The 17,625-nt window shown below is 66.1% G+C and carries 15 protein-coding genes; 7 read left to right on the plus strand and 8 right to left on the minus strand.

The window, feature by feature from the left end:
* The first annotated feature begins 105 nt into the window (after positions 1-105).
* Together P7D22_RS05375 and P7D22_RS05380 are read left to right on the plus strand one after the other, a co-directional pair.
* A complete protein-coding gene (locus tag P7D22_RS05375; protein ID WP_319933190.1) occupies positions 106-1,056 on the plus strand; it encodes a hypothetical protein in 951 nt (316 codons plus the stop codon).
* A 187-nt stretch (positions 1,057-1,243) separates the two neighbouring features.
* Positions 1,244-1,792: a calcineurin-like phosphoesterase C-terminal domain-containing protein gene (locus P7D22_RS05380; protein WP_319933260.1), complete on the plus strand. Its 549-nt coding sequence runs from the start codon at positions 1,244-1,246 to the stop codon at positions 1,790-1,792.
* A 63-nt stretch (positions 1,793-1,855) separates the two neighbouring features.
* Here the strand turns inward: P7D22_RS05380 and msrA are convergent, their stop codons facing one another.
* From msrA to P7D22_RS05420, 8 genes are all read right to left on the minus strand, one after another.
* Positions 1,856-2,581 carry a peptide-methionine (S)-S-oxide reductase MsrA gene (msrA, locus tag P7D22_RS05385; protein ID WP_319933191.1) on the minus strand — a complete coding sequence of 242 codons (726 nt, stop codon included), beginning with the start codon at positions 2,579-2,581 and terminating at the stop codon, positions 1,856-1,858.
* Between the two features lie 108 nt (positions 2,582-2,689).
* Positions 2,690-3,175, minus strand: a complete 486-nt coding sequence (gene msrB, locus P7D22_RS05390) for a peptide-methionine (R)-S-oxide reductase MsrB (protein ID WP_442916030.1) — start codon at positions 3,173-3,175, stop codon at positions 2,690-2,692.
* A gap of 114 nt (positions 3,176-3,289) precedes the next feature.
* Complete coding sequence (locus tag P7D22_RS05395; RefSeq protein WP_319933192.1) at positions 3,290-3,670, minus strand: DUF779 domain-containing protein; 381 nt, start codon at positions 3,668-3,670, stop codon at positions 3,290-3,292.
* 60 nt (positions 3,671-3,730) lie between these two features.
* Positions 3,731-5,251, minus strand: coding sequence for an aldehyde dehydrogenase (gene adh, locus P7D22_RS05400; protein ID WP_319933193.1), 1,521 nt, complete (start codon positions 5,249-5,251; stop codon positions 3,731-3,733).
* A 277-nt stretch (positions 5,252-5,528) separates the two neighbouring features.
* Positions 5,529-6,767, minus strand: a complete 1,239-nt coding sequence (locus P7D22_RS05405) for an NAD(P)/FAD-dependent oxidoreductase (RefSeq protein ID WP_319933194.1) — start codon at positions 6,765-6,767, stop codon at positions 5,529-5,531.
* Positions 6,768-6,892: 125 nt separating this feature from the next.
* Complete coding sequence (locus P7D22_RS05410; protein ID WP_319933195.1) at positions 6,893-7,714, minus strand: transglutaminase family protein; 822 nt, start codon at positions 7,712-7,714, stop codon at positions 6,893-6,895.
* Between the two features lie 14 nt (positions 7,715-7,728).
* Positions 7,729-8,682 carry an alpha-E domain-containing protein gene (locus P7D22_RS05415; RefSeq protein WP_319933262.1) on the minus strand — a complete coding sequence of 318 codons (954 nt, stop codon included), beginning with the start codon at positions 8,680-8,682 and terminating at the stop codon, positions 7,729-7,731.
* Between the two features lie 59 nt (positions 8,683-8,741).
* Positions 8,742-10,154 (minus strand): circularly permuted type 2 ATP-grasp protein, encoded by a 1,413-nt coding sequence (locus tag P7D22_RS05420; RefSeq protein WP_319933263.1) that lies wholly within the window; start codon positions 10,152-10,154, stop codon positions 8,742-8,744.
* Between the two features lie 225 nt (positions 10,155-10,379).
* Between P7D22_RS05420 and P7D22_RS05425 the strand changes: the two genes are divergently transcribed.
* The 5 genes from P7D22_RS05425 (at position 10,380) to P7D22_RS05445 (ending at position 17,609) form a co-directional block, all read left to right on the plus strand.
* The gene (locus tag P7D22_RS05425) at positions 10,380-11,570 is read left to right on the plus strand and encodes a DUF3095 domain-containing protein (RefSeq protein WP_319933196.1); all 1,191 of its coding nucleotides are present in this window, start codon (positions 10,380-10,382) and stop codon (positions 11,568-11,570) included.
* Between the two features lie 64 nt (positions 11,571-11,634).
* A complete protein-coding gene (locus P7D22_RS05430; protein WP_319933197.1) occupies positions 11,635-13,548 on the plus strand; it encodes an ABC transporter ATP-binding protein in 1,914 nt (637 codons plus the stop codon).
* On the plus strand, positions 13,545-15,440 hold the full coding sequence (locus P7D22_RS05435; protein ID WP_319933198.1) for an ABC transporter substrate-binding protein: 1,896 nt from the start codon (positions 13,545-13,547) through the stop codon (positions 15,438-15,440). The genes P7D22_RS05430 and P7D22_RS05435 overlap by 4 nt, the downstream gene beginning before the upstream one ends.
* A 4-nt stretch (positions 15,441-15,444) precedes the next feature.
* Positions 15,445-16,440, plus strand: a complete 996-nt coding sequence (locus P7D22_RS05440; RefSeq protein ID WP_319933199.1) for an ABC transporter permease — start codon at positions 15,445-15,447, stop codon at positions 16,438-16,440.
* Complete coding sequence (locus P7D22_RS05445) at positions 16,440-17,609, plus strand: ABC transporter permease (RefSeq protein WP_319933200.1); 1,170 nt, start codon at positions 16,440-16,442, stop codon at positions 17,607-17,609. The genes P7D22_RS05440 and P7D22_RS05445 overlap by 1 nt, the downstream gene beginning before the upstream one ends.
* Positions 17,610-17,625 lie beyond the last annotated feature (16 nt).

Raw genomic sequence — 17,625 nt, forward strand, 5'->3', positions numbered from 1 at the left:
CAGTCGCGATTTTGGTGCCCGGACCGGCTGCGGCCCTGTGCCGCCCGCCGGCCGGAACCAATCGGCCCGGTGAACCATAGGGGTGATGATGAAAGGATTGGTTCAATGACGATCCAGCTCCGGACGCGACCAATGTTCGCGGCCCTGCTCCTGTGCGGCACGGCCGCCGAGGCGGCTCCGGCTCGCCTGCTTGGGACCTCCCCGCTGCTCATGCAGATGGCCCAGGCGACGACGGACCCGACCGCGCCAGCGGTTCCGGACAGCAGCGGCGCGGCGAGCCCCGGCCTGAGCCCGAACGCCGCTGGCGTCAGCCTTTCGGGCTCAGTCCCGCCGAAGCCGCCTGGCCCGACCGCGCTGCCGGCGGCACCCGCACCGCCCCCGTCCGTTCTGGGCGGAACAACGCGCAACAACGCCGGCGCGCTGCCGAGCCTCGCCCAGCCCTATGGGGCCGGGGGCCCTGCCCCATCGACAGGCATCGGCACGGGGGGCCTGCAGACAGGCGCCGCGCCGATCTATGGCGGCACGACACGAGACCCCGGCTCGTTGCAGGGCAACCTGTCGCCATCGGGGATGCCGATGCCGATCGGGGGGCCCATCAACGGTACTGCCAATGCTTATGAAACCCCACCCGGGTCGGCCTATGGCGGCGCGGGGATCGGGACGGGCCGGGACAGCCTCGGCCGGTCAGGCTCGGGCAGCACCCTGCCGCCACAGGGCAGCACGGCGACCACCAACCTGCAGCCACTCGGAGGGGTACCGACGACGCGCGATCAACTTGGCACAACGGGCGGCTTCGGCGGCTACAACCAGCAGGGCGTCTACAACGGCACTGCGCTCCAGACAGGGGGCAACGGTTATGGGCCGGCCTCGTCCTATGCGACGGTGGGGCGGCCCACCGGAGGGTTGTTGTCCACCAATGTCGATGCCACCGGTCCGCTGCGGCCTTACATTCCGCTCAACACCGGCCCGATTGGCCACCCCAACAGCGGCTACGGCATCCCGAATGGCTCCCGGCCTTCCCACATCGATGGTCGCGGCATCCAGCGGATGAACTGAAGCCTGTAGAGGAGAACACCCTCACCAACCGGGCGGACTTGTTCCGCTTGTTCGAGGGACGGCGCTACACGCTGAGCCTGTCGGGCCATACCCACACGACGGAGCACCATTATTTCGGGGAGACCGAGGGGTGGCCCTCGCCGGTGCCGCACCACCACCATGTAATGACGGCCGTGTCGGGCTCGTGGTGGAGCGGTCCCTACGACCACCGCGGGGTCGCCGTGCGGACAGTCGCGACGGGACGCCGAACGGCTTCCACATGCTACTTATCGATGGCAGTGGCTACAAAACGCGTTTCGTCCCGGCCAAGGAGCCCGAGCGGCGGCAGATCCGGGTGTCGATCGAGAGCCACAAACATGGCGACGCCAAGGAGGTCATGCGCGATTTCCGACCCGGCCAGCTGATCCAACCGCCGATTCGCCTCCCGGCCGTGCCGGCCGCGACCCTGGTGGCCAATGTGTTCGACGGCGGCCCCAAAACCGTGGTGACGATGCAGATCGGAAAGGCGGAGCCTCTGCCGATGAGTCGCAAGCGACGGCCCGATCCCTTCGTGGAAGACGTGTTCGAGCGCAACGAGGCGGTCAAGAAGCCGTGGATCAAGGCCGAGCCCTCGAGCCACGTCTGGGTCGCCCGGCTGCCCGCGACGCTGCCGGCCGGCACCCACCGCGTAGTGGTGCGGGCCGTGACCGAATATGGCGACACCGTCACGGGCACGATGGCGCTCGAAGTGGTGTAACGACGCGCATCAACCTGGGCAAGACGCCAAGGCGTTCCCACGCGGAGAACGCTTCGTTTAGCCTCAGTCGGCCGCGGCGGCGCCGGCCACCAACACCGGAGTGCTGCGATAAAGGCCCGGGTACATCGTCTTGACGGCCGCGACCTTCGGCATGTCGTTGATGGCGATATAGGGATAAGTCGGGTTGCGGCTCAGGAAGTCCTGGTGGTGGGCTTCGGCCGGGTAGAAGGTATGGCCCGACTCGATCCGGGTCACAACCGGGGCTCCAAAGGTATGGGCGCCGTCGAGTTGGGCCACATAGGCAGCCGCCACCTTGGCCTGCGCGTCGCTGGTCGGGAAGACGGCCGAACGATATTGCGTGCCGTGATCGGGACCCTGGTAGTTCAGCTCGGTCGGATCATGGGCGGCCGAGAAATACACCTGCAGGATCTGGCCATAGCTGATCACATGCGGATCGAAAGTGATCTTCACCGATTCCGCGTGGCCGGTGGTGCCGGTGCTCACATCTTCGTAATGGGCCGTGTCGGCCTCGCCACCTGTATAGCCCGAGACGGCGCTGCTGACGCCCTTGAGGTGCTGATAAACGCCCTGCACGCCCCAGAAGCAGCCGCCCGCTAAAATCGCCGTCTCACTGCCGCCGTGCGCGGGCTCATCCATGACGGGGGCCGGCACCGGACGCGCTTCCTGGGCAAAGGAGCGCGGCGACAGCATGAAGGCGGCGCAGGCCGCCAGAATGCCGGCACCGAGGAGAACGGGCCGGCCATGCCGGATCAAGGGTGTGACGCGCATAGTCTCGAAACTCCGCCGTTAGCCGAACGTGACCATGAAGGTCTGGGCGCCCGGGTCGATAGGATAGATCGGATGTGTGATGCCTGAAAAACGACGCCTCGGCTGCCCTCAGGCCGTGGCGAGCTTGAAGCCGAGCGCGACGCCATTCATGCAATAGCGCAACCCGGTCGGGTTCGGCCCGTCGTTGAACACATGGCCGAGATGGCCGCCGCAATTGGCGCAATGAATGGCCGTGCGCTGCATGCCGAAGGTGGAATCGTGCGTTTCGCCGACGCCATGGTCGAGCGGCTTCCAGAAGCTTGGCCAGCCGGTGCCGCTGTCGAACTTGGTGTCGGACGAAAAGGCGGCCTGATCGCAGCCCGCGCAGGTGAAGGTGCCGTGCCGGTGTTCGTCGAGCAACTTGCTCGTGAAAGGCCGCTCGGTGCCTTCCTGACGCAACACCGCGAATTGATCGGACGTCAGGCGCTTGCGCCATTCGGCGTCGGTGCGTGTGAGGGGAAAGGTCTCGGCTCGCGCCCCGCCGATCCAGGCCGTCATGCCGGAAGCCAGCGTCGAACCGGCCAACACCCCCAGGAATGAACGTCGCGTCGTCATGGCCATCCTCCCCCGCGTCGGTCACGCGGTCCCATCAATTGATGAGCTACGACGGGATACGGCATGGGTTACGGCGAAACCGCCGGCATCTCTCATATTTTCTCGCTCTGGACCCTATGCCGCACGGGCCGGAGGACCATCGGCTTCGAGCGCGGCGACTTCGTCATCGGTGAAGACGCGGCTGCGGGTCAGGAAGCGTACGCCTTCCGGCGCCTCGGCCGAGAAGCCCGAGCCGCGCCCGGGCACGACATCGACAACAAGCTGGGTGTGGGCCCAATAAGCGAACTGCGCCGCCCCGATGAAGAAGCGACATCCCGCGACCTCCCCCAGAAACACGTCCTGCGGGCCGACCCGGAAATCGCCCACGGGATAGCACATGGGCGCAGAACCGTCGCAGCAGCCGCCCGATTGATGAAACATCAGGTCGCCATGCTGCAGCTTCAGGCGCGCCACGACGGTCGCGGCCGCCGGGGTAATCTCGACGCGGGATACCATCGCCTACCCTCCAGTGGCCCACCCTGCCGCATTGACGCGGCAGGGTGGGAGACGCCTGCCTCAGAAGAACCCGAGCGCCTTTGGCGAGTAGCTGACCAGCATGTTCTTGGTCTGCTGGTAGTGGTCGAGCATGATCTTGTGGTTTTCACGCCCGATGCCGGATTGCTTGTAGCCGCCGAAGGCCGCGTGGGCCGGGTAAGCATGGTAGCAGTTGGTCCAGACACGACCGGCCTGGATGGCGCGGCCGAACCGGTAGGCGCGTGTGCCGTTGCGGGTCCAGACGCCGGCCCCGAGGCCGTAGAGCGTGTCGTTGGCGAGCGCCAGCGCCTCCTCCTCGTCCTTGAAGGTCGTCACCGACACCACGGGCCCGAAGATCTCCTCCTGGAAGATCCGCATCTTGTTGTGGCCCTCGAAGATCGTCGGCTCGACGTAATAGCCTTGGCTGAGTTCGCCTTCGAGCTGCGCCCGCTTGCCGCCCGTCAGCACCTTGGCGCCTTCCTGCCGGCCGATGTCGAAATAGCTCAGGATCTTCTCGAGCTGGTCGTTCGAGGCCTGAGCGCCGAGCATCGTCGTCATGTCGAGCGGATGGCCCTGCTTGATGGCCTTCACCCGCGTTACCGCCCGTTCCATGAAGCGGTCGTAGACGGATTCCTGGATCAGTGCCCGGCTCGGGCAGGTACAGACCTCGCCCTGGTTGAGGGCGAACATGGCGAATCCTTCGAGCGCCTTGTCGAAGAAAGCATCATCCTCTTCGAGCACATCGGCAAAGAAGATGTTCGGCGACTTGCCGCCGAGTTCCAGCGTCACCGGGATGAGGTTGTCCGAGGCATATTGCATGATCATGCGCCCCGTCGTTGTCTCGCCCGTGAAGGCGATCTTGGCGATGCGTCGGCTTTGCGCCAGCGGCTTGCCGGCCTCGATGCCGAAGCCGTTGACGACGTTCAGTACGCCGGCCGGCAGGATGTCGGCGATCAGCTCCATCAGCACCAGGATGGACAGCGGCGTTTGTTCGGCCGGCTTCAGCACCACGCAATTGCCGGCGGCGAGCGCCGGCGCCAGCTTCCACACCGCCATCAGGATGGGGAAGTTCCAGGGGATGATCTGACCCACCACCCCGAGCGGCTCGTGAAAATGATAGGCGACCGTGTCGTGGTCGATCTCCGAGATGCCGCCTTCCTGGGCTCGCAGCACACCCGCGAAATAGCGCCAATGATCGATGGCGAGCGGCATGTCGGCCGCCGTGGTTTCGCGGATCGGCTTGCCGTTATCGAGCGTCTCCACCATGGCCAGCAGGTCGAGGTTCGCCTCCATCTTGTCGGCGATCTTATGCAACATCCGGGCGCGCTCGGCCGGCGCGGTGCGGCCCCAGGCTTCCTTGGCCTTGTGGGCGGCATCGAGCGCGAGTTCGATGTCGGCCGCGCCGGAGCGCGGTACCGCGCACAGCTTGGCGCCGGTCACGGGGCTCGGGTTGTCGAAGTAGCGCCCGTCCGACGGCGCCACCCATTTCCCGCCGATGAAATTCTCGTATCTGTCGCGGATCAGGACCTGTTTGGAAACCTGATCCAATGCCTGCTGAAACATGGCTCGTCCTCCCTGACGGATGCGCCGTTCGGCGTCATGTTGGGTCGGCCGGCCCCATCGCCGGAAGCCGCCATGAGGCCGAGAGTGCGCCTGGTTCGCATGCGGGTCAACGGGCTTGGAACTCAGGCGACGAGGGGCAGCATCCAGGCCTCGTGACGCCCTCGCACCCGTTATTGCGAGCGATCGCGAAGCAATCCAGAGTCGCGGCGCCGGGCTGGATTGCCGCGGCGACTGCGTCGCCTCGCAATGACGGAAGAAAAGACCTCAGGCCTTGGGCTCAAGCACGGCTGCGCGGCGATCCGGCCAGGGCCTTGAGGTCGACACCGGGATCTCCGGCCTGGTCCGGCGTGAGCGACGCCGGCCCGTCGAGCAGGCGGCGCGCCACCATGTGATCGCCCGGACGATTGAGCGACTCGACCCCGACGAGGCGCCCGTCGCGGAAGCAGAACACCGAAAAGGCGCCCGAAGCCGCATCGCCCCGGATGACGGCGCGATCGAAGGGGGCTGCAAGGCCGGCGATCTGCAGCTTATAGGCCCCCTGGTCGCTCCAGAACCAGGGTACCGTGCCATGCGCCACCGGCTGGCCGTTGAGGCGGGCTGCGACACAACGGGCCCCATCGACGGCCCCCTGCACCGACTCGATCCGCACCCGCCCCTCATGGGCGTGCGGCGACGGGTGACGGGCGCAATCGCCGACCGCCGAAATGGCCGGATCGGCGGTCACCAGCGTTGCATCCACATCGATGCCGTTCGACACCGGCAATCCGGCCTCGGCCGCGAGCTCCTGATTGGGCAGGACGCCAATGCCGACCAGGACCAGATCCGCCGGATGGGATTGGCCGTCGGCGGTTTCGACCGCCGTCACCCGACCGCCCTCCCCGACGATCGCCCGTACCGCGGCACCGAACGCGAACACCACGCCGGCCGCCCTGTGGGTGGCTTCGAGAGCCTCGGCCATTACGGGCGACACCGACCGCGCGAGCGCCCGGGGCGCGCCTTCGAGCACCGTCACGGCGAGACCCCGGGCGGCGCAGACGGCAGCGAATTCCAAGCCGATGAATCCGGCCCCGACCACCACCACGCGGCGGATCTGGCTGATCGCCAGCTTCAGCACGTCGGCATCGGCGAGGGTACGCAACTGATGAACACCCGCGAGGTCGGCGCCCGGCACCGGCAGAGGCCGGTTCCGCGAACCCGTGGCCAGCACGAGATGATCGTAAGGCAGGGTCGCGCCTGAGCTCAGCCGCGTTTCACGCCGGTCCGGACGGATTTCCATAACCCGCTCGCCGCGTCGCAGCGTCACGGCATTGTCGGCAAAAAAGGCAGCCGGGCGAAGTTCCAGGCCGACGGCGTCCGTCTTGCCTAAGAGATAGGCTTTCGACAAGGCTGGGCGGCCATAGGGCAGCGCCTCCTCGTCGCCCACCATGGTGATGGGCGAAGCGTAGCCGCCCTGGCGCAGCGATGCGGCGATCTGGAATCCGGCCTGGCCGGTTCCGACGATCACGGTGCCGCTCATGCGATCTCCTAGGGGTTACGCCGCGGTATGTTGGGAGCGGCGGGACACCCAGCAAAGCCTAATCGACGGCGGCCGCTCGCGCGGAGGCGACATCGCCAGCCCCAATGCCGCCGCCCGTTCGCGCCTCAGGACGGCGTGGCGGCCAAGGGACCCGGGTCGCGTCCCAGCAACCAGCGCACCTCGACGGATTCCTCGGGCACCACCCCATAGGCGCTGCGTAGCGTGCCGGCCTCGACGGCGTCGAGCCCCACCGCGACCCGCACATGGTGGTCCTGCGGGCAGATGTCGTGAACGGTGTCGAAGCCGACCCAGCCGAGCCCCTCGACATAAGCCTCGGCCCAGCTGTGGCGGCGTGAGGCCGTGCCGTCGTCGAGGTAATAGCCGGCGGAACAGCGGGCCGGAAACCCGAGGCTGCGGGCACAGGTCGCGAAAAGCTGCGCATGTTCGCGCGCCGTGCCCCGGCCGGCCTCTAAGCTGCGCGCCGCAGGCAGGATCGCGCCCGTCTCGCTCGTCGCCTCAATCCGTTCATGGATGGCGCCCATCAGGTGATGCAAGCGTCCGATCGGGCTGTCGGCCCCCTGCACGGCCTCGCTGGCAAAGCGCCGCACGGTCTCGTCGGGCGCCGTCAGGGTGGTGTCGCGCCGGTACAGGTCGACCGGCAACCGCTCGGCCGAGCCGCGGACGATGCCGGCGGCGTCGAAGGCGGTCAGCTCGCCCTGCGCGATGATCGACAGCTCCGACACCGTGCCGGGCAGCGTCAAGGTGTGGACGAGATTGCCGAAATGGTCCTCCCCGGCCTTCAGCAGGCAATCGGGGTCGACGTCGATGCGCCAGTTGGTGACGCGCTGGCCCTCGTGGCTGCGCGGGGCCATGCGCAATACGGCGATGAGATTGCGGACGGGCTCGGGGAAACGCAGCCGCAACTGGTGACGAAGACGGAGCCGCATCGCTTCAAGCCGTCTCACACAAGGTACTGCTCCACGATGGCGCTGCCGAGCTGGTTGTTGTCGTCGAGAAAGGTGGTGATGAACTCGTGCAGGCCACCCTGGAAGACCGTCTCGATGGAGGCGTTCTCGAGCTGCGCCATCGTCTTGTGCGACAAGCGCTGAGCCGCGCCCTGGCGGCCATAGGCCTGGGCGATCGAATCGAGCGAACGCACGATGTTGTCGTAGCAGGAGATCAGCGAGCGCGGCATTTCGGGGCGCAGGATCAGCAGATCGGCCACCAGCCACGGCTTGATGTTGGCGCGGTACACCCAGTGATAGGCCGTCACGGCCGACACGGCCCGCAGGATCGCGGTCCACTGGAAATAGTCAAGCGAGCCGCCGACCTTCTCATGTTCCGGCAGCAGCACGTGGTATTTCACGTCGAGGATACGGGCCGTGTTGTCGGCGCGCTCGATGTGCAGGCCGATACGGCAGAACCAGAAGGACGGGTCACGCAACATGGTGCGGATGACCGCGCCATCGAAATGCAGCGACGTTTGCTTGACGAATTCGAGAAAGCGGCTGAGGCGCTCGCGTTCCTCGCCCTTGGCGGGCGCATCGCGCTCGAAGCGCTTCATCTCCAGATAGGCGCCGTTGATGGCATCCCACATTTCGGCCGTCAGCGCCGTGCGGATCGAGCGGGCGTTGGTGCGGGCCGCCTCGAGGCAATTGCGGATCGAGGACGGGTTGTCGGGATCGAAGGTGAGGAAATCCACCACCCGGTCGGGTTCCGTTTCAGGATATTTGGCGTGATAGGCATCGACGGCGCCGGACGATTCGAGCGCGCCCTCCCATTCGCTGCCGGTCTCGTTATAGGCCTGCGGCAGGGCCGCGAGCCGCTGCGTCGCCTCGACCGTACGGGCGAGGAAATCCGACCGCTCCATGTAGCGGGCCAGCCAGAACAGGCTGTCGGCCGTGCGCGACAGCAGCGTATATTTGCGGGCCGGGCGCTGCAGCGCCAGCTCGGGGGTCTCGGTGATCTGGAGGGTCATCGGGGCAACTCCACGTCGTCAACCACCCATGTGTCCTTGGTGCCCCCGCCCTGGCTGGAATTCACCACCAGCGAGCCTTCCTGCATGGCGACGCGCGTCAGCCCGCCCGGCACCACCCGCACGCCGCTGGCGCCGGTGAGCACGAAGGGACGCAGGTCGACATGGCGCGGCCCGGAGGTTTGGCCATCGGCGGTCGGGCAGGTGCTGAGATTCAGCGTCGGCTGAGCGATGAAATTCGCCGGGTTCTGGCGCAGCTTGGCGGCGAATTCAGCGATCTGCGCCTTGGTGGCATGCGGGCCCACCAGCATGCCGTAGCCGCCGGAGCCGTTCACCTCCTTGACCACCAGTTCGTCGAGGTGATCCAGCACATAGCTGAGCGCCTCGGGCTCACGGCAGCGATGGGTGGGCACATTCTTCAGGATGGCGTCCTCACCAAGGTAGAACCGGATGATCTCCGGCATATAGGTGTAGATCGCCTTGTCGTCGGCCACGCCGGTGCCGACCGCATTGGCGAGCGTCACGTTGCCGGCCCGGTAGGCGCTCATCAGCCCCGCAACCCCAAGCGCACTGTCCGACCGGAACGCCAAGGGGTCGAGAAAGTCGTCGTCGAGGCGGCGATAGATAACATCGACCCGCTTCGGGCCTTCCGTGGTGCGCATGAACACCACATCGTTGTCGACGAACAGGTCCCGCCCCTCGACAAGCTCCACCCCGAGCTTGTCGGCCAGGAACGAGTGCTCGTAATAGGCCGAGTTGAACATGCCGGGTGTCAGCAGCACGACGGTCGGATCGCGCCCCGCCGGGCGCGGCGCCACGCTGCGCAGCGAGTTCAGCAGCAGGTCGGGGTAATTCTCGACCGGGGCGACGCGATGGGCCCCGAACAGCTCGGGAAACAGCCGCATCATCACTTCGCGGTTCTCAAGCATATAGGACACACCCGATGGCGTGCGGGCATTGTCCTCGAGCACATAGAAGTCGGCATCGTCGACCCGGACGATGTCGATGCCGGCGATGTGGACGTAAACGTCGTGCGGCACCTTCAGGTTGACCATCTCGGGCCGGAAGGCGGGGTTCCGGTAGATCAGATCGGCCGGCACCACGCCGGCCTTGATGATCTCGCGCGGGCCGTAAAGGTCGGCCAGGAACAGGTTCAGCGCACGCACGCGCTGCACCAGCCCCACCTCAAGCTTGCCCCATTCGGCGCGCGACAACAGCCGCGGTACGAGATCGAAGGGGATCAACCGCTCGGTCGCGTCCTTGTCGCCATACACCGCAAAGGTGATGCCGATGCGCCGGAACAGGAGGTCGGCCTGGGCGCGTCGGGACGCCAGAAGATCGGGCGGCACGTCGCGCAGCCATTGCGCCAATCGCCTGTAGACGTGCCGGGGGTTGCCCGCGCCGTCCGACATCTCGTCGAAGAACCGACCTGACGATGACACTGCGGGGGCACTCCTTCACGCTCGAACGAGACATGGCAAACAAACTTCGTGCCAGCATGGTGGCTTGGCAAGCCATGCAGACCGCGTTCTCGACCGAGTCTGGGCGGTTTTCCCCTGCCCCGCTTGCCTCAGGGCGGCGTTCGCGGCTTGATGGGACGCGAACGCACCGTAGAACGCCACACCTTCGGATCCAGGATGGACACCTTCTACACGTCCCTGCCGACGTTGCGCGAGTTCGAACGCATCACCGATCGGCAGTCCTACCGGTCGCTGCCCGATGATTGGGTGGTCGGGCTTGCGGATGTTGTGTCCTCCACGGCCGCGGTCGCCGAAGGCCGCTACAAGGCCGTCAACCTGGCCGGGGCCGCGGTGATCTCATCGCTGGCCAACGCCAAGGGATCGCTCGACTTTCCTTACGTATTCACCGGCGACGGAATGGCCTGCGCGGTGCCGCCAAACGAACGGGCGCTGCTCGAGGATACGCTTTCGACCGCGGTCGAGTGGGTCGGGAGCGCGCTCGGCCTCAGCCTGCGAGGCGCCGTCATCTCGGTCGAGCAGATCCGCGCCGCCGGTCAGGACGTTCGCATCGCCCGGTTCACGCCCAATGCCAGCATGGCCTATGCGATGTTTTCGGGCGGCGGCGTCGCCTGGGCCGAGACCGAGCTGAAGGCCGGCCGGCTGCCGCCGTTGCGCCGGCGCGGCGGTCGCCCGGACCTGGCGGGCCTGTCGTGCCGCTTCGAAGCGATGCCGAGCCGGAAAGGCGTGATCCTGTCGCTGATCGCCGCACCGGCGCGCCCCTCGCCCGACGAAGCGTTCCGCACGCTCGTCGAGGACGTGCTGCGGATGACGCAGCAAGGCAATCCGGTGCCGCCGGGAGGGCCGCACTGGGGCTGGCCGCCGGCGGGGCTGGAGCTTGAGGCGCGCCTCAGGAGCGTTCCGGGACGGCCCTTGATGATCGATAGGATCGTTGTCGGCCTTCGGACGCTCGTGGCCGCGGTCGTGGTCAGATTCGGCCTGCCGCTCGGGAATTTTCGGCCGGCCCGCTACCGGGCCGAGATCCTCGACAACACCGATTTCCGCAAGTTCGGCGACGGCCTGATGATGACGGTGGATTGCACGACCGACCAGGCGTCGCTCATCGAGGCGCGGCTGACGGAGGCCGAGCGCGACGGCGTCGCCCATTGCGGCACGCACCGGCAGAGCGCCGCCCTGATGACCTGCGTGGTCCCTTCGCCGAGCCATCCGGGGCACGTGCATTTCATCGACGGCGCCGAGGGGGGCTACACGATGGCGGCGCGGCAGTTGAAAGCCAACCGTTTGGCGGCCGCGCCTCTCTCTGCGACGCGACCGCCCGACGCCGTCGCGCTGGCTGGTGCCGCGCCTTGAAGCATGGCATGGTGGCGCACTCAACGTGCGCATCAGTCGCCGGCCAGGAGAGGTGACGCCCCCCATGACCGACACCGCGGACATCCTGCGCGTCAACGACCTGAAGATCACCTTCCAGCTGCAACGCGGCGCGCTCGATGTGGTCCGAGGCGTCTCGTTCCGGGTGCCGCGCGGCAAGACGGTCGCGCTGGTGGGGGAATCCGGCTCTGGCAAGACCGTCATCTCCCAGGCCGTGATGGGGTTGCTGCCCAAGGCGGGCCGCGTATCCGGCGGCCAGATCCTGTTCTGCGATCCCGCGGTGCCCGGCGGCGGGGCAACCGACATCGCGACCCTGCCGCGCGACGGCCGGGAGATGCGCCACCTCAGGGGCGGCCGCATCGGCATGATCTTCCAGGAGCCGATGTCGTCGTTATCGCCGGTGCACACCATCGGCAACCAGATCGAGGAAGCGCTGCAGCTCCACCGGCCGGTGAAGTCCGGCGAGGCCCGCGGCATCACGGAAGCGATGCTCGAGATGGTCGGGTTCAAGAACCCGCACCGGAGCTACAAGCAATATCCGTTCGAACTCTCGGGCGGGCTGCGTCAGCGCGCCATGCTGGCCATGGCGCTGATCTGCCATCCTGGCCTCTTGATCGCCGACGAGCCGACCACAGCGCTCGACGTCACCATCCAGGCCCAGGTGTTGAGCCTGATGCGGCAGCTGCAGCGCGAGCTCGGCATGTCGATCCTGTTGATCACCCACGACCTCGGCGTGGTGGCCAACATGGCCGACGAGGTGGTGGTGATCTACCATGGCGAGATCATGGAGGCCGGCACCGCCGAAGACATCTTCCGCCGTCCGCAGCATCCCTATCTGAAGGCGCTTCTGGCGGCCCTGCCGCATTTCAACATGAAGCCGAACGAGCGGCTCGTGGCCCTGCGGGACACCAGTGGCGACCTGGCGCCGCTGGTGGCGAGCCGCCGCAAGGCCGCCTCCGACAAGGGCGACACATCCCGCCTCGGCACCACGTTGTTGTCGGTCCGCAACCTGCGCAAGACCTATCCGGGCAAGCGGTCCGGGCTGTTGGGTCGTCGCCCCGAGCGCGCCGTGGCGGTGGCGGACATCTCCTTCGACATCAAACGCGGCGAGTGCCTTGGGCTCGTCGGGGAAAGCGGCAGCGGCAAGACCAGCATCGGCAAGCTGATCATGCGGGCCATCAAGGCCGATTCGGGCAGCGTGAGCTTCGACGACGGCAGCGGCCCCGTCGACGTGCTGGGCCTGCACGGCGCCGCCGGCCGCAAGTTCCGCACCGCCATCCAGATGATCTTCCAGGATCCCGTCTCGTCGCTGTCACCCCGCATGACGGTGCTGAACATCATCCGCGAGCCGCTGGAGATCCACGATGTCGGACGGCCTTCCGAGCAGTTGAAGCGCGTCGGCGATCTGATGAGCGCCGTCGGGCTCGATCGACGCTTCCTCAATCGTTACCCGCACAGCTTTTCGGGCGGCCAGCGTCAGCGCATCGGCATCGCCCGGGCCCTGGCGCTCGATCCCGACCTCATCATCTGCGACGAGCCGGTGTCGGCGCTCGACGTGTCCGTCCAGGCGCAGGTGCTCAACCTGCTGAAGGATCTGCAGCGGGAGCTTGGGCTGACCTACCTGTTCATCTCCCACAACCTCGCGGTAGTGGACTACATCGCGCAACGCATCGCGGTGCTGGCCAACGGCCGCATCGTCGAGATCGCGCCGCGCGAGGTGCTGTTCCGCGCACCCGCTCACCCCTATACGCAAGCGCTGCTGAAGGCCGTGCCGTTTCCCGACCTCGACCATCCGCTCGACTTCACCTCGGTGGCCCTGCGCGGAGCCTCGAACCCGGCCCATTGGGCGCCGCAATTCCAGGATGCCGGCGACCCCGCATCGCTGCAGCCCCTCAACCTCGGCGACGGCCATTTCGTGCTGGCCCGCCCCGATGCCGACCGGCGGGACCTCGTCGCATGAGGGTTCGCCTCGTCGCCTTTCTGGTTGCGATGCTCCTGGTGCCTCAGGCCCGTGCCGCGACAGAGACACCTTATTTCGCCGCGAAGGTCGCCGCCGGCGCGCTGCCGCCGGTCGATGCGCGCCTGCCCGAACATCCCCGCGTAGTCGACCTGAAGGCGATGGGTCGCGAGCCCGGCAAGCCTGGCGGCACCTGGCACATGCTGATGGGCGACCAGCGCGACCTGCGCATGGTGACGCTGTATTCCTATGCGCGCCTTGTGGGCTTCGACACGAAACTGAAGCTCGTGGCCGACATCCTCGAAAGCTTCGAGGTTCAGGACGACGAGGTCTTCACCTTTCACCTGCGCAAGGGCCATCGGTGGAGCGACGGCGAGCCCTTCACGGCCGAGGACTTCCGCTATTACTGGGAAGATGTGGCGCTCAACACCAAGCTTTATCCGAGCGGGCCCGAGATGGGGCTGACCATCGGTGGGGAAAAGCCGAAGTTCGAGGTCATCGACCCCTGGACGGTGCGCTACACCTGGGCGTCGCCGAATCCGGCCTTCCTGCCGTCGCTCGCGGGCCCGCAGCCGCTCTATATCTACATGCCGGCGCATTACCTGAAGCAGTTCAACCCGCGCTATGCCGACAAGGACGAGCTCGCCAAGAAGGTGAAGGCCGCGCATGTGAAGGATTGGAGCGCGCTGCACGAGCGCATGTCGCGTCAATACCGTCCCGAGAACCCGGACCTGCCGACGCTCGAGCCCTGGCGTAACACCACCGCACCGCCGGCCGATTTCTTCGTCTTCGAGCGCAATCCCTACTACCATCGCGTCGACGAGGCGGGGCGGCAGCTGCCCTATATCGACAAGATCGCCATGATGCTGGGCACCACCAACCTGATCCCCGCCAAGGTGGCGAGCGGCGATGCGGACCTGCAGGCCCGCTACCTCAACTTCGAGGACTACACCTTCCTGAAGCAGGCCGAGACGGTGAACCACTACCGGGTGGATCTTTGGCAGCAGGGTTATGGCTCGCGGGCCGCGCTGATGCCGAACCTCAACGCCGCCGATCTGGTGTGGCGCAAGATCCTGCGGGATGTTCAATTCCGTCGCGCCTTGTCGCTGGGCATCAACCGGCACGACATCAACAACGTGCTGTTCTTCGGCCTTGCCCGCGAAAGCGGCAATACGGTGCTGCCCGACAGTCCGCTGTTCAAGCCCGAATATGCCCAGGCCTACACCAACTACGATCCCGACGAAGCCAACAAGCTGCTCGATGCCGCGGGGCTCGACCGCCGCGACACGAGCGGCTTCCGCCTGCTGCCGGATGGGCGCCGCGCCGACATCATCGTCGAAACGGCGGGAAGCGATCCGATCGAGACCGACATCCTGGAGCTCGTGGGCGATGACTTCAGCAAGCTCGGGCTGCACCTCTACAACCACCCCTCGTCACGGGACGCCTTCCGTCAGCGCATCACCAGCGGTCAGGTGATCATGTCGATGGCGCAGGGGCTCGATAATGCCGTGCCGACCCGCGTCTTCGAGCCGGACGCCCTCGCCCCGACCTCCGAGGCGCAGTTTCAATGGCCTTTGTGGGGCCTGAACTTCGAATCGCACGGCCAACAGGGCGAGGCGGTCGACATTCCGGAGGCGCAACAGTTGCTTGACCTGCTGAAGCAATGGCGGATGGCGAAACATGGCGACGAGAAGCAAAGCGTCTGGGAGCAGATGTTGAGCATCAACGCCCAGCAGGTGTTCACGATCGGCATCCTGAACGGCACCCAGCAGCCGGTGGTGGTCGACCAGGATCTGCGCAACGTGCCCGAAAAGGCCTTGTTCTCATTCGAGCCCAGTTCGTTCTTCGGCCTCTATATGCCGGATACGTTCTGGTACGACCGCAAGGGAGAGTGAGCCGGTGCTGCGCTACCTTGCCCGTCGCCTCCTGATCATGATCCCGACGCTGTTCTTCACCAGCGCCATCATCTTCACGGTCATCAACCTGCCGCCGAGCGATTATTTCAGCAATTATGTCGCCGAGATCCAGGCCCAGGGCGAGAAGGCCGATACGAGCCGCATCGACTTCCTGAAGAAGGAATACGGCTTCGACAAGCCGCCAGTGCAGCGCTACTTCTTGTGGGTCGCCGGCCTGCTGCATGGCGATTACGGTTATTCGTTCGAATACCAGCTTCCCGTGCGCGACGTGGTGGGGGACCGTCTCTACCTGACCATGCTGGTGTCGTTCTCGACCATCATCTTCACGTGGCTGGTGGCGTTTCCGATCGGCATCTATTCGGCCACCCATCAATATAGCTGGGCCGACTATGGGTTGACGACGCTTGGTCTGCTGGGCCTCGCGATCCCGCACTTCCTGTTGGCGCTGTTGTTCATGTATTTCGCCAACAGCTGGTTCGGTCTGTCGATCGGCGGCTTGATGGACCCGCGCTACCTCAACGCGCCGATGAGCTGGGATAAGCTCCGCTCGATCCTGGCCCATCTGTGGATCCCGGTGATCATCATCGGCACTGCCGGCACGGGGGCGATGATCCGCTCCGTGCGGGCCAACCTGCTCGAGGAATTGCAGAAGCAATATGTCACCACGGCGCGCGCCAAGGGTCTGCATCCGTTTCGGACCCTGATGAAATATCCGTTCCGGCTGGCGATGAACTTCTTCATCTCGGACATCGGCAGCATCCTGCCGTCGGTGGTGTCCGGTGCCGAGCTGGTGGCGATCGTTCTGTCCTTGCAGACCACGGGGCCGTTGCTGGTGCACGCCCTGCAGACCCAGGACATGTATCTCGCAGGCTCCTTCCTGATGTTTTTGGCGACGCTGACCATCGTGGGCGTCCTGATCTCGGACATCGCCCTGGCGTTCCTCGATCCGCGCATCCGGCTGCAAGGGGGATCGCGCTGATGAATGCGTTGCCGCCCGTCCCCTCGTCGCTGGCCCATTACGTCTCGACCGCGCCCTTCGACGTGAAGTCGGTGCAGCGGCTCAGCCCCGCGCAGGAGCGGGTGTATCTGGCGTCGCAATGGCGCCTGATGTGGTGGAAGTTCAAGCGACATCGCCTGGCCGTGCTGGCCGGGCTTATCCTGCTGGTGCTCTACGGCACCATTCCGTTTTCCGAGTTCCTGGCCCCCTATAACGGTCAAACCCGCAACACCGAGTTCATTCGGTCGCCACCGCAGCGAATGCACTTCTTCCACGAAGGTCGCTTTGCGCCATTCGTTTACGGCGAGCACTTCACCCTTAATCTGAAGGATCTGAACCGCGACTACGCCCTCGATCGGACCGAGGTTCAGCACATCCGCTTCTTTTGCCATGGCGATCGCTATCGCTTCTGGGGCCTGATCGCGGCCGATCGGCATCTGATGTGCCCCGCACGGGACGGCACATTGTTCCTACTGGGCAGCGACCGGCTCGGTCGCGACATCCTGTCCCGCATGATCTATGGCGCCCGGATCTCGCTGACGGTCGGCTTGATCGGCATCTCGATCTCGTTCCTGCTCGGCATCACGATCGGCGGTCTCGCGGGCTATTATGGCGGTTGGTTCGACCTGATCAGCCAGCGGGCCATTGAGATCGTGCATTCCATCCCGCATATCCCGCTCTGGCTCGCGCTCGGCGCCGTGATGCCGGTGACCTGGAGCCCCATGCTGGTTTATTTCGGCATCACGGTCATCCTCGGCCTGATGGACTGGACGGGGCTGGCGCGTGCCGTGCGGGCCAAGCTGCTGTCGTTGCGCGAAGAAGATTACGTGCTGGCCGCACGGTTGATGGGGGCCGGCACGCCGCGGGTGCTGTTCCGCCACCTGCTCCCCGGCTTCATCAGCCATCTGATCGCCTCAGCCACTATCACGATCCCGAGCATGATCCTCGGCGAAACGGCGCTGAGCTTTCTTGGCCTCGGCCTGCGCGCACCCGTGATCTCCTGGGGCGTCATGCTGAACGAGGCGCAGAACATGAACGTGGTGGTGCTCTACCCCTGGCTGATGCTGCCCGTGGTGCCGGTGATCCTGGTCATCCTGGCGTTCAACTTCCTGGGGGATGGGCTTCGCGACGCGGCCGACCCCTACCACTAAGGGCAGCCGGCCTACC

It is taken from the genome of Lichenihabitans sp. Uapishka_5 (genome assembly GCF_033947565.1).
In the GTDB taxonomy this organism is placed as follows: Bacteria; Pseudomonadota; Alphaproteobacteria; order Rhizobiales; family Beijerinckiaceae; genus Lichenihabitans.